Raw genomic sequence first — 12555 nt, 5'->3', positions numbered from 1 at the left:
CGGCTTATGGCCTGCAGGGGCTTTCACTCAGGTTATCCACAGGCAGTTCCACAGCGATTGTGGGTAACGCGCATAACTCAATGACAGCCTGATGACGTCCAGACGCGCTGCGCGCTGTGGTGCAGGATCCCGTGGCGACGGGCCAGGGCAGGGCGGTCTTTGCTGTAGCCGCCGCCGATCACCCCGACCACCGGAATATCGCGGCCCAGGCAGTGGCGCATCACGCTTTCATCGCGGGCGGCGACGCCTTGGTCTGTCAGCTTGAGGTAGCCGAGGGCGTCGTCCTTGTGTACATCCACGCCGGCGTCATACAGCACCAGGTCGGGCTGATACAGCGGCAGCAGGTAGTTGAGGGCATCGTCGACCACCTTGAGGTAGTCCGCGTCGCCCATGCCCATCGGCAGCGGGATGTCCCAGTCGCTTTGCGCCTTACGCGCGGGGAAGTTCTTTTCGCAGTGCAGGGACACGGTGATTGCATCCGGGGTGTCGTGGAGGATGCGTGCGGTGCCGTCGCCCTGGTGCACGTCGCAGTCGAAGATCAGCACCCGGTTGACCCGCCCGCTGGCCAGCAGGTAATGGCTGATCACGGCCAGGTCATTGAAGATGCAGAAACCCGCCGGGTAATCGTAGTGGGCGTGGTGGGTGCCGCCGGCCAGGTGGCAGGCCAGGCCGTGCTCCAGGGCCTGCTCGGCGGCCAGCAACGAGCCGCCCACCGCGCGCACGGTGCGCCGGGCCAGGGCTTCGCTCCAAGGCAGGCCAAGGCGCCGTTGGTCTTCGCGCGACAACTCGCCGCTCATGTAGCGTTCGATATACCCAGGTTCATGGGCCAGGGCCAGAATCTCGGCGGGGCAGAGTTCCGGGCGCAGCAGTTGGCTGTCCCGTGTCAGGCCGCTCTCCACCAGATGGTCACGCAACAGGCGGAATTTATCCATGGGGAAGCGGTGGTCTGCCGGGAACTCGGGGCTGTAGTCGTCGTGGTAGATCAATGGCAAGGGCATGGCGATTTCTGACGGGAACCAGCGACGGATCTTAACAGCGCGTTACACTCACGCACATGGCAAGGGAGGGGGACCAATGGAGCCGATACTGCAATTGGAAAGCGCACGCCTGGTGCTGCGCCAATGGAGCGATGCCGACTTGCCGGAGTTTGCGCGCATGTGCGCCGACCCGCAGGTGATGCGGTATTTCCCGGCCACCTTGAGCCGCCTGGAAAGTGCCGCGCTGATCGGGCGTATTCGCGGCCATTTTGCCGAGTACGGTTTTGGCCTGTGGGCCTTGCAGCGCAAGGACAGCGGCGAGTTCATCGGCCTCACCGGCTTGCTGAATGTGAGCTTCGAGGCCCCGTTCACTCCGGCGGTGGAGATCGGCTGGCGCCTGGCCAGGGAACACTGGGGCCTGGGTTACGCCAGCGAAGCCGCCTGGACTGCCCTGCGCTGTGGTTTCGACCGGCTGAAGCTGGACGAAATCGTTTCGTTTACCACTGAAGCCAATCTGCCATCACAAAAAGTCATGCAGGCCATCGGTATGCATTACGATCCCCTGGCAGATTTTGAACACCCCAAGGTCGCAGCCGATGACCCCTTGCGGCATCATGTGTTGTATCGCATCACCCGCGCCCAATGGTTGGACACGCTGCACGGATAAGCAGCCCGGAATGCCCAATAGATTGTTGTAGGAGATGCTCTATGAGCCAAGTGTTGGAAGATCTGGTGGACCTGCTGACCCTGGAACCGATCGAGGAAAACCTCTTTCGCGGCCGCAGCCAGGACCTGGGCTTTCGCCAGCTGTTCGGCGGCCAGGTGCTCGGCCAGTCGCTGTCGGCGGCCAGCCAGACCGTTGAAGAGGCGCGGCATGTGCATTCGTTGCACGGTTACTTCCTGCGCCCCGGCGATGCGGCGTTGCCGGTGGTGTATTCGGTTGACCGGGTGCGCGATGGCGGCAGTTTCAGCACGCGCCGGGTGACGGCGATCCAGAAGGGCAACCCGATCTTCACCTGCAGCGCTTCGTTCCAGTACGACGAAGAAGGCTTCGAGCACCAGACCACCATGCCCGTGGTGGTCGGCCCGGAGAACCTGCCGTCGGAGCTGGAGCTGACCCAGCAGCGCGCGCACCTGATTCCCGAGCACATGCGCGAAAAGCTGCTGTGCCCCAAGCCGATCGAAGTAAGGCCGGTGACCGAGAAAGACCCGTACAACCCGCAGCCGTCCGACCCGGTCAAATACGTGTGGTTTCGTGCGGACGGCGCCCTGGCCGACTCGCCGGCGCTGCACAAATACCTGCTGGCCTACGCTTCGGACTTCGGCCTGCTGACTACCTCGCTGCTGCCCCACGGCAAGACCGTGTGGCAGAAAGACATGCAAGTCGCCAGCCTCGACCACGCGCTGTGGTTCCACGCCGACCTGCGTGCCGATGACTGGTTGCTCTACGCCATGGACAGCCCATGGGCCGGCAATTCCCGTGGGTTCTCCCGGGGCAGCGTGTACAACCGCGCCGGGCAACTGGTGGCATCGGTTACCCAGGAAGGCTTGATTCGTCATCGCAAGGATTGGGCATGAGCCTCAGTGATGTGAAGCACTGGGTGTTCGACATGGATGGCACCCTGACGGTGGCCGTGCATGATTTTGCGGCGATCCGCGTGGCCCTGGATATTCCGGCGACTGACGACATTCTTACGCACCTGGCGGCGTTGCCCGCCGATGAAGCAGCGGCCAAGCATGCGTGGTTGCTCGCGCATGAGCGTGAGCTGGCGCTGGGTTCGGTAGCCGCTACCGGTGCCGTGGAGTTGGTGCGGGAATTGGCCGGGCGGGGTTATCGCCTGGGCATCCTGACGCGCAATGCGCGGGAGCTGGCCCATGTGACATTGCAGGCGATCGGCCTGGCGGACTGCTTTGCGGCCGAGGATGTGTTGGGGCGTGATGATGCGCCGCCCAAGCCTGACCCGGGTGGTTTGTTGAAGCTGGCGCGAGCGTGGGAAGTGGCGCCGCAAGAGATGGTGATGGTCGGTGATTACCGGTTTGATCTGGATTGCGGGCGGGCGGCGGGGACGAAGACTGTGCTGGTCAATCTGCCGGAAAACCCGTGGCCGGAGCTGGCGGATTGGCATGCTGAAGATTGCGCGGTATTGCGCCGGATGATTTAGTCCGGTCGATGAAAATCCAATGTGGGAGCGGGCTTGCTCGCGAATGCGGTGTGTCAGTCAATACATAGGCTGACTGATCCACCGCATTCGCGAGCAAGCCCGCTCCCACATTTTTGATCCGGTTTCTTCAGTGGTTATTGGAACAGTACTTTCTGCCCTTCAGGCGACGTAAACATCTTGTCCCCGTTATGCCCAACCCCCGGCACTTCCACCAGCTTGTGGCCCAACTGCGGGTGCCGCTGCTTGAGGTAGTCAAAATAATTGTGCCCGCGAATCAAGCGATACGCGCCCTGGGTTTCAGCGCCGCAGCTCTTGTCCAGCGCCGGGTGATTCGGGTCGGTGTCCTGCTGGCCCAGCAAGTAAGTGACATTACGCGAAACGTAAGCCTGCTCCAGCTGCTCGGCACTTTGCCCCTTGGCGTAGGCCGGCAGGTTTTGCATGCCGTACTTCCAGTCGTTGAAGCCCGGGCAACTGGCAACATCGAATTTCACCGGACGCTGTGGGCTGAAGTACGCGTAGGACGACGGGTTGGCCACCACATAACGCAGGCTGATGCCCTCGGTTTGCAGCAGCGGGTGATCATGCCCGGTCAGCGCAAAACGCTGCACCACTTGGCCGCCACCGGAATGGCCGGCCACCACGATTTCCTTCAGGTTCGGGAACAGCTTGCGGTTGCCCAGGTGCTTGATGATCTGGTCCAGCGCGCCGTAGGAGCTGATCTGGCCCGGGCCTGTGGACGGCTCGCCGGCCATCCAGTCGTTACTGTTCCAGCGCAGGGTCTGGCTGTCGATCTGGTTGCGCTTGAGGTCGGTCTGGTTGAGGAACTGTGGCGCAATCACCAGGGTATTGGCGTTTTGTCCTGCGGCTTCGGCCGCTTTTTCGCCGCTGTCCAGGTAGGTCATCGCGTTGCGCAAACGGCCATGCACGATGATCAGCGCGCGGGTAACTTGAGGCAGCGGCTGGCGCCAGTCCTGGCTCAAGCCGACGCTCAGGTCGCCGGCATCCAGGTGAAAACGATCGGGACTGACCACCTTGACGCCATGTTCGGCAGCCCAGGTGGAGGAGGAACAGGTGATCAACAAACCTAACAGCAGACCCAGTCGTTTATTCATTTAAAGGCTCTTGGCGGTAAAGGTGTCGCATTGAGTGATCTGGCCCTGGGCGAAGCCGGTCTTGAACCAGCGAACCCGCTGTGCCGAGGTGCCGTGGGTAAACGAGTCAGGCACCACGCGGCCCTGGCCTTGTTGCTGCAAGCGGTCATCGCCAATCGCGTTGGCCGCATTCAGTGCTTCTTCAATGTCGCCGGGCTCCAGCCAGTTCAGGCGCTTTTGCGCACGGTTGGCCCACACCCCGGCGAAGCAGTCGGCTTGCAGCTCCTGGCGCACCAGCAGGCCGCCGTCGCCTTGCATCTGCCGGCCTTGCTGGCGGGCTGCCTGAATCTTCGCCGAGATGCCCAGCAGCGTCTGCACGTGATGTCCGACTTCATGAGCGATCACGTAGGCCTGGGCGAAGTCGCCGGCGGCCTTGAAGCGCTGGGACATTTCCCGGAAGAAATCCAGGTCCAGGTATACCTGTTGGTCTGCCGGGCAATAGAACGGCCCGCTGGCGGACGTGGCGCCACCGCAGGCGGAGTTCACCCGGCCGCGGAACAGGATCAGTTTGGGGTTCTTGTAGGTCAGGCCGTTTTCCTGGAACACCTGGGCCCAGGTGTCTTCGGTGTCGCCGAGGACGGCGCGCACGAAGTCGGCTTGTTCATCATTGGCCGGCGGCGCCTGGCGGGTTTGCGGGCTGACGGAGGGCGCTTGCTCGGTGAGCTGGCCGCTGAGTTGCCCGAGGATCTGCATCGGGTCCTGGCCGGTCAGCCAGCCGATGCCGACGATCAGCACGATGGCCGTCAGGCTCAGGCCCTTGCCGCCCCCAAAACGCATGCCACCGCCACCGCCGCCGCTGTCATCGCGGGCGTCTACCACGTTGTCGCTGCGTCGGCCTTTTTTCCATAGCATGTGGCAATCCTCTTTGTGAACCTGCAGCTCAGTGTTGTTGGTGTGTAGGGTTGGCGCCAGTCCGGCTGTCTGACGATGCTAAACGCTGCGTCGTCCGATCTGTATGAAGCTTGTGTCAGTCGCGGCAATACCCTTCGCCGGTGTCGACGATCAGGCAGTCCTTCTTGTCGGCCAGCCATTTCAGGCCAGTGGCTTCGCCGTCGCCAGCGCTCAGGATCTGCGGGCCGTCCGGGCGTTCAAAGGTGATGCCGTCTTCGGATGCCTGGCCCTTGAAGGTGCCGGAATCGTCGTCATCCAGGCCGTATTTCATGGTCAGTACATAGTGGCCGCGGCCGATGCTGTCGTCCTTGGCGATGGTCAGGTTCAGGCCTTCGACGCCAATCCACTTGCCGACCCATTTGTCGGTGGGCAGCACTTGCGGTACCAACGTTGCCTGGACAGACGGCGGGGCGGGCGTCTTGGCGGTCTCGGCTTGCTTGTCGCAGGCGCTGAGCAGCGTCAGGGTCGAAAGAATCAACAGGGTTTTTTTCATGGTGAGAAAGCCTTGGTTAAAAAACGCGCAGTGGGCGGGGCGGCGTGAAGCGTTGGACTGGAAAACCGCAATTTAGTGCGCTGTTCGAACAGTGTTTGGTTATGCTCTTGAGCGAGGCGCTTTACCCGTTCTAGATTATGCCGCGGTATGCGGCGGTCATTTCAGCCTGCCACTCAAGAGAATGCAATGACCCTCAGTACCCCACTTTCCGGCGTCAACCACCCGCTCAAAGGCATTTTGCTGATTGTGGTGGCGACCTTTCTGTTTTCCAGCCACGACGCGCTGTCCAAATACCTGGCCGGGTTCTACCCGATCGTGATGGTGGTGTGGGCCCGCTACCTGGTGCACACGTTGTTGATGGCCGGGATCTTCCTGCCGCAATCGGGCCTGCGGGTACTGCGCAGCAAACGCCCTTTACTGCAAGTGGCGCGGGCCTTGTGCCTGCTGGGCACCAGCCTGTTCTTTACGGCGGCGCTGCACTTTATCCCGTTGGCCGAGGCCACGGCGGTCAACTTTCTTGCGCCGATCCTGGTCACCGCGTTGTCGGTGCCGCTGTTAGGCGAACACGTGACCCGCGGCCAATGGCTGGCGGTGATTTGCGGGTTTATCGGGGTGCTGATCATTGTGCACCCGGGCGGTGAGCTGTTCACCCCCGCGGTGTTGTTGCCGCTGACGTCGGCGTTGTTCTTCTGCTTCTACCAACTGCTCACCCGCATCCTCAGCAAGTACGACACCCCCACCACCAGCAACTTCTTCGCCGGGTTGTGCAATACCTTGGTGATGAGCGCCTTGGTGCCGTTCTTCTGGCAGGTGCCGAGCCTGTGGCACGGGGTGCTGATGCTGGCGCTGGGCACTTGCGGGATGACCGCACACTTGATGCTGACCCAGGCCTTCCGCTTCGCAGCGCCAGCCCTGCTGGCGCCGTTCGGCTATTGCCAGATCGTGTTTGCGGGGTTGTTGGGCTGGCTGGTGTTCAACCACACCCCGGACCTGACCACCGTGGTCGGGATCGGGGTGATTTGCCTGAGCGGGTTGGCCGCTGCCTGGCAGCAGCGGCGCAGGTAGGAAACTCAGACCTCGACGGTCGGAATCTTGCGCGGCGCCATGAAGTACATCCAGATCAGCGCGATGAAGTACATCGCCGGAATCAGGGTGAACAGCACGGTGTAGTTGTTGTTGGTCACGGTCAGGATATGGCCGACGATTTGGGTCATGAACATCCCGCCGATGGCCGCGCACATGCCGCCAAAACCAAACACCGTACTCATCATGTGCTTGGGCGTGTAGTCCATCACCAGGCTCCAAATGTTGGCGGTCCAGGCCTGGTGCGCGCCAATGGCCAGGGAAATCGCAAACACCGCGACCCACAGGTGGCTGGAGCCGGCGGCCATGATCACTCCGACGATGCAGCAGGCAAACAGCAACATCGACAGCAGCCGCGCCTTGATCGGGTTCATCCCGCGTCCGATCAGGAACGAAGACAGGATCCCGCCGCCGATGCTGCCGAAGTCCGCCGTCAGGTAAATGATGATCAGCGGGATGCCCATCTGGGTCACGTTGATGCCCAGGTTGTATTGCTGATTCAGGAACGGCGGCAGCCAGTACAGGTAGAACCAGAACACCGGCGCGGTCATTGAGTAAGCGAGGGCGAAGGCCCAGGTGCCGCGCATCCGCAGGATCCGGCTGAACGGTACGCGGGGTTGTTCCGGTTCGACTTCCTGTTGCACGTAGTCCAGTTCCGATTGCTTCACGCTTGGATGGTCTTCCGGGTTGTAGTACTTCAAGCCCCAGAGCACCAGCCAGATCCCGCCCAGTGCCGACATGCACAGGAACGCCGCCTGCCAACCCCACACGTGGAGGATCAGCGGCAGCAGCATCGGCGTCATCATCGCGCCGACGTTGGTGCCGGCGTTGAAGATCCCGGTGGCCACGGCACGCTCGCCAGCGGGGAACCACAGGCGGGTGGTCTTGACGCAGGCCGGGTAGTTGGCGGCTTCGGTCAGCCCGAGAATGAACCGGCAGACCATAAAACCCACCGCCGAGGTGGCCAGGCCGTGGGCGCCAGTGGCCAGGCTCCACAGCAGCACCGCGCAGAAGAACACGCGCTTGACGCCGACCCGGTCGATCAACCGGCCTTGCAGCACAAAGCCGATGGCGTAACCCACCTGGAACCAGAAGTTGATGTTGGCGTAGTCCATCGCCGTCCAGCTCATTTCCTTGGCCAGGATCGGTTGCATCACGCCGAGGGCGGCGCGGTCGATGTAGTTCAGGGTGGTGGCGAAAAACACCAGGGCCAGCATGCCCCAGCGGGTTTTACCGACAGCCATGGCGCCACGGATTTTGTCACCGATGCCGCTATGGGGATTGCTGTGGCCCACGGCCACGGCGGGATTTTGCGAAGGCATGAGGAAGTACCCGTTTTTTTGAAATTTTTATGGTGTGTTCAGGGTCTTGGTTAACCGAGGCCGCTCAATGGAAGCGGGGCTCAATGTGCTGTCGATGGTGCGCAGCGGCTAAAAAATCGTCAATTCGCCGATTGCCATTCTGTTCGATAATCGCCCATAAAACTAACCGGTTCGTACATTTCAATTGCTGTGATGAACCTGGCGGCCAATAATTTGCCGTAAACAAGACATGCCTCAATGCCGGGAGTCGCCCCATGCAACGCTCCATCGCCACCGTTTCCTTGAGCGGAACCTTGCCGGAAAAACTCGAAGCCATCGCGGCTGCCGGGTTTGATGGCGTGGAAATCTTCGAAAACGATCTGCTGTATTACGACGGCAGTCCGCGTGAAGTTAGGCAAATGTGCGCCGACCTCGGCATTGCCATCACCTTGTTCCAGCCGTTCCGGGACTTTGAGGGCTGCCGCCGCGACCGCCTGACACGCAACCTGGAGCGGGCCGAGCGCAAGTTCGACTTGATGCAGGAGCTGGGCACTGACCTGGTGTTGGTGTGCAGTAACGCGTCAGCCGATTCCGTGGGCGATGAAAGCATTCTGCTGGATGACCTGAGCCTGCTGGCCGAACACGCTGGCCGCCGGGGCTTGCGCATCGGCTATGAAGCGCTGGCCTGGGGCCGGCACGTCAACACCTGGCAGCAGGTGTGGAACCTGGTGCGCAAGATCGATCATCCGAGCCTGGGCGTGTTGCTCGACAGCTTCCACACCCTGTCTCTCAAGGGCGACCCGAGTGCGATTGCCGAGATTCCCGGCGACAAGATTTTCTTTGTGCAGATGGCCGATGCACCGATCCTCGCCATGGATGTACTGGAATGGAGCCGGCATTTCCGCTGCTTCCCAGGCCAGGGCGAGTTCGACCTGGCGGGCTTTCTCGCCCCGATCATCAAGAGCGGCTACACCGGGCCGTTGTCCCTGGAAATCTTCAACGACGGCTTCCGCGCCGCACCGACCCGGGCGAATGCCGCCGACGGCCTGCGCTCGCTGCTGTACCTCGAAGAGAAAACCCGCCAGCGATTGGAGCAAGAAGCGACGCAGGTCCCCGAGATCCTGTTTGAAACCTCGGCCGCCAGCGAATACGACGGCATTGAATTCCTCGAATTCGCCGTGGATGAAAACCTCGGCGCCAAGCTCACTTCATGGCTGGAGCGCCTGGGCTTCGTCAAGGCCGGGCAGCATCGATCCAAGAGCGTCAGCCTGTTGCGCCAGGGCGATATCAACCTGATCCTCAATTGCGAACCCTATTCCTTCGCCCATAACTTCTTCGAGGCCCACGGCCCGTCGTTGTGCGCCACGGCGATCCGCGTCAAGGACAGCGCCAAGGCCCTGGAGCGGGCGGTGGCCTACAAGGGCCAGCCGTATCGTGGGCTGGTCGGCCCCAACGAGCTGGAGCTGGCAGCGGTGCGTGCACCGGATGGCAGCCTGATCTACCTCGTCGATCAGAGCGAAGGCGGCCTCTACGACACCGACTTCAACCTGCAACCCGCAAGCGCTGCCAGCGGCGGCCTGCTGCGCATCGACCACATGGCCATGGCCTTGCCCGCCGACAGCCTCGACAGTTGGGTGTTGTTCTACAAGAGCCTGCTGGATTTCGAAGCCGACGACGAAGTGGTGCTGCCGGACCCCTATGGCCTGGTGAAAAGCCGGGCACTGCGCAGCCGTTGCAGCTCGATTCGCCTGCCGCTGAATATTTCCGAGAACCGCAACACCGCGATTTCCCACGCGCTGTCGAGCTATCGCGGCTCGGGTGTGCACCACATTGCCTTCGACTGCGCGGACATTTTCGCCGAGGTCAGCCGGGCCAAGGATGCGGGCGTGCCGCTGCTGGATATCCCGCTGAACTACTACGATGACCTGGCCGCGCGGTTTGATTTCGATGACGAGTTCCTCAGCCAGCTCGCGTATTACAACGTGCTGTACGACCGCGATGCCCAGGGCGGTGAACTGTTTCACGTTTATACCGAACCGTTCGAGGGCCGGTTTTTCTTCGAGATCATCCAGCGCAAGAACGGTTACGCCGGCTACGGTGCGGCCAACGTGGCGGTGCGCCTGGCGGCCATGGCCAAGTCCCGCAGCGGTGCGGTGCGCCAGGCCAGGTTGTAAGGTGCCGGCGCTTCCTTCGGCGTGCGGCGCGGCCCATAATCAGCGCCTGCACCTAAGGCCGTGAGCGCACCATGACCCTGACCTCCGAGCTTCCCGCCGCGGCCACCGCACCGCGCAAGAGCCGCAAGAACAACCCGGAAAAGACCCGCGAGAACATTCTCCAGGAAGCCATCGTCGAGTTTGTCACCCAGGGCCTTTCCGGCGCCCGGGTGGACGCGATCGCGGAGCGTATCCAGACCTCCAAGCGCATGATCTATTACTACTTCGGCAGCAAGGAACAGCTCTACGTCGAGGTGCTGGAGAAGCTTTACGGCGACATTCGCAACACCGAGACACGGATGAACCTGACGGCCCTGGAGCCCCGGGAAGCGATCCGCCGGCTGGTGGAATTCACCTTTGATCACCACGATCAGAACGTGGATTTTGTGCGCATCGTGAGCATCGAGAACATCCACAACGCCGAGTATGTAAAGCAGTCGACGTCGATCAAGGCGATGAACAGCAACATCCTCGAAGCCCTTGGCACCACGTTGCGCCGGGGCGCCGAGTTGGGGTTGTTCCGGGAAGGGCTGGAGCCGCTGGACGTGCACTTGCTGATCAACTCGTTCAGCTTCTACCGGGTGTCGAACCGCCACACCTTCAGCGAGATCTTTCAGATCGAGTTGTCGGATGAGGCGGTCAAGCAGCGGCATCGGGCGATGATCTGCGAGTCGGTGTTGCGCTACCTGCAGGCTTGAGTTCAACACCGAGCAAAATGTGGGAGCGGGCTTGCTCGCGAAGGCGGAGTGTCAGTCGCCGGATGTTTGGCTGATCCACCGCATTCGCGAGCAAGCCCGCTCCCACATTTTTGATCCGGTTTCTACAGTTGGGTGGTCATGCTCTGGAAGTGCGCGAGCATGCGTTCTGCATCCGCCACTTCGCCAGTGAACAACTCAAACGCCTTCACCGCCTGAAACACCGCCATGTTGCCGCCATCCAGGGTGCGGCAACCCAGGGCGCGGGCGTTGCGCAGCAGTTCGGTTTCCAGTGGGAAGTACACGATCTCCGCTACCCACAAGTCGGCGCGCAAGGTGCCCAACGGCACGGGCATGCCCGGCAGCTTGGCCATGCCCATTGGCGTAGTATTCACCAGGCCATCGGCTTCGGCCATGGCGCTTTCCAGGTCATTGCCGGCCTGCGCCCGGCCGGTACCAAAATGCTGGTTGAGGTTGTCCGCCAGGCTGCGGGCACGTTCGGCGTCCATGTCGAAAATACTCAAGCGTTCCACGCCTTCACCCAGCAGCGCATGGGCCACTGCCGCCCCGGCGCCGCCCGCGCCCATCTGCACCACGAACTTGCGAGCCACATCACTCAAGCCCCGGCGAAAGCCTTCGGCAAAGCCCAGGCAGTCGGTGTTGTGGCCGATGCGTTTACCGTCGCAAAGCACCACGGTGTTCACCGCGCCGATGCCCCGTGCTTCGGGTGACAGGTCATCCAGCAGCGGCAGGATCGCCTGCTTGCACGGGTAGGTGATGTTCAAGCCGGTGAAGTTCATCTGTTCGGCCGCCATCAACAGGTCGGGCAGGGCGCGGGTATCCACCTGTAGCTGGTCGAGGTCGATCAGGCGATAGAGGTAACGCAGGCCCTGGGCATCGCCTTCATGCTCATGCAGGGCCGGGGTGCGGGAAGCCTGGATGCCGGCGCCGATCAGGCCGGCCAGAATTCGACGTTTGGACACCGCGCTCATCCCTTCAAGGTCTTGCTGAAATGTTCGAGGGCGAGGTGATAACCGTGGCTGCCAAACCCGGCCAGCACCGCCTTGGCAATCGGCGACACGAACGAGTGATGACGGAACGCTTCCCGGGCATGCACGTTGGACAAGTGCACCTCGATCACCGGTACTTCACTGGCCACCAGCGCGTCGCGGATCGCCACCGAAGTGTGGGTCCAGGCTGCCGGGTTGATCACGATGCCGGCGCAACGGGCGCGGGCGCCGTGGATCCAGTCCAGCAATTCGCCTTCGTGGTTGGTCTGGCGGAATTCGACTTTCAGGCCCAGTTGCTCGGCGCTGCGGCCACACAGGGCAGCAAGGTCGGCCAGGGTTTCATGGCCATAAGTGGCGGGCTCGCGAGTGCCGAGCAGGTTGAGGTTGGGGCCGTTGAGCACCAGCACGATGGGCGGCATAGAGGGTTCTCCACTGTTGTTTTTATGTATGCCGATAAAATGTACTGAATGGTTAATTTGGTCAATCGCGTGGGTGGGAACCGTTCGATTACCGAACGCTGAATGAAAACCACCGTTGTGTGGATCAGAGTTGATATCAATTGAAAATCATTCTCGACAA

At 61.8% G+C, this 12555-nt stretch carries 13 protein-coding genes; 6 read left to right on the top strand and 7 right to left on the bottom strand.

The window, feature by feature from the left end; genetic code table 11:
• Positions 1-77: 77 nt before the first annotated feature.
• Complete coding sequence (locus HYE77_RS14310; protein ID WP_008436610.1) at positions 78-998, bottom strand: histone deacetylase; 921 nt, start codon at positions 996-998, stop codon at positions 78-80.
• 76 nt (positions 999-1074) lie between these two features.
• Here HYE77_RS14310 and HYE77_RS14305 point away from each other — a divergent pair, with 76 nt between their 5' ends.
• Genes HYE77_RS14305 through HYE77_RS14295 form a run of 3 tightly spaced genes read left to right on the top strand, consistent with a single transcriptional unit; the run spans position 1075 to position 3139 of the window.
• A complete protein-coding gene (locus HYE77_RS14305; RefSeq protein WP_003215518.1) occupies positions 1075-1644 on the top strand; it encodes a GNAT family N-acetyltransferase in 570 nt (189 codons plus the stop codon).
• Between the two features lie 41 nt (positions 1645-1685).
• Positions 1686-2555 (top strand): acyl-CoA thioesterase II, encoded by an 870-nt coding sequence (gene tesB / locus HYE77_RS14300; protein ID WP_003215520.1) that lies wholly within the window; start codon positions 1686-1688, stop codon positions 2553-2555.
• Entirely contained in the window at positions 2552-3139 is a 588-nt protein-coding gene (locus HYE77_RS14295) for an HAD family hydrolase (RefSeq protein WP_003215522.1), read from the top strand. Before tesB ends, HYE77_RS14295 begins: the two co-directional genes overlap by 4 nt.
• A 134-nt stretch (positions 3140-3273) precedes the next feature.
• Here HYE77_RS14295 and HYE77_RS14290 read toward each other — a convergent pair whose 3' ends face one another.
• The 3 genes from HYE77_RS14290 to HYE77_RS14280 all read right to left on the bottom strand — a co-directional run bounded on the left by HYE77_RS14290 (position 3274) and on the right by HYE77_RS14280 (position 5674).
• Positions 3274-4251: a hypothetical protein gene (locus HYE77_RS14290; protein WP_003215523.1), complete on the bottom strand. Its 978-nt coding sequence runs from the start codon at positions 4249-4251 to the stop codon at positions 3274-3276.
• The gene (locus HYE77_RS14285) at positions 4252-5142 is read right to left on the bottom strand and encodes a neutral zinc metallopeptidase (protein ID WP_003215526.1); all 891 of its coding nucleotides are present in this window, start codon (positions 5140-5142) and stop codon (positions 4252-4254) included.
• Between the two features lie 115 nt (positions 5143-5257).
• Complete coding sequence (locus tag HYE77_RS14280) at positions 5258-5674, bottom strand: hypothetical protein (protein WP_003215528.1); 417 nt, start codon at positions 5672-5674, stop codon at positions 5258-5260.
• Between the two features lie 186 nt (positions 5675-5860).
• Between HYE77_RS14280 and HYE77_RS14275 the strand changes: the two genes are divergently transcribed.
• The gene (locus HYE77_RS14275) at positions 5861-6739 is read left to right on the top strand and encodes a DMT family transporter (RefSeq protein WP_003215531.1); all 879 of its coding nucleotides are present in this window, start codon (positions 5861-5863) and stop codon (positions 6737-6739) included.
• Positions 6740-6744: 5 nt separating this feature from the next.
• On the opposite strand, the gene HYE77_RS14270 is transcribed toward HYE77_RS14275, so the two are convergent.
• On the bottom strand, positions 6745-8079 hold the full coding sequence (locus HYE77_RS14270) for an MFS transporter (protein WP_003215533.1): 1335 nt from the start codon (positions 8077-8079) through the stop codon (positions 6745-6747).
• Positions 8080-8333: 254 nt separating this feature from the next.
• Between HYE77_RS14270 and quiC the strand changes: the two genes are divergently transcribed.
• On the top strand, positions 8334-10232 hold the full coding sequence (gene quiC, locus HYE77_RS14265) for a 3-dehydroshikimate dehydratase QuiC (protein ID WP_177068909.1): 1899 nt from the start codon (positions 8334-8336) through the stop codon (positions 10230-10232).
• A gap of 71 nt (positions 10233-10303) precedes the next feature.
• Positions 10304-10969, top strand: coding sequence for a TetR/AcrR family transcriptional regulator (locus tag HYE77_RS14260; protein ID WP_003215538.1), 666 nt, complete (start codon positions 10304-10306; stop codon positions 10967-10969).
• Between the two features lie 122 nt (positions 10970-11091).
• Here HYE77_RS14260 and HYE77_RS14255 read toward each other — a convergent pair whose 3' ends face one another.
• Positions 11092-11958: a shikimate dehydrogenase gene (locus HYE77_RS14255; protein WP_177068908.1), complete on the bottom strand. Its 867-nt coding sequence runs from the start codon at positions 11956-11958 to the stop codon at positions 11092-11094.
• The gene (aroQ, locus tag HYE77_RS14250) at positions 11955-12395 is read right to left on the bottom strand and encodes a type II 3-dehydroquinate dehydratase (RefSeq protein ID WP_087693554.1); all 441 of its coding nucleotides are present in this window, start codon (positions 12393-12395) and stop codon (positions 11955-11957) included. The genes HYE77_RS14255 and aroQ overlap by 4 nt, the downstream gene beginning before the upstream one ends.
• Between the last annotated feature and the right edge of the window lie 160 nt (positions 12396-12555).

This window comes from Pseudomonas sp. IPO3774 (assembly GCF_013386835.1).
GTDB lineage: Bacteria > Pseudomonadota > Gammaproteobacteria > Pseudomonadales > Pseudomonadaceae > Aquipseudomonas.
The sequence above is the reverse complement of the archived record's forward strand: the minus strand, read 5'-3'. Positions and strand labels throughout refer to the sequence as shown.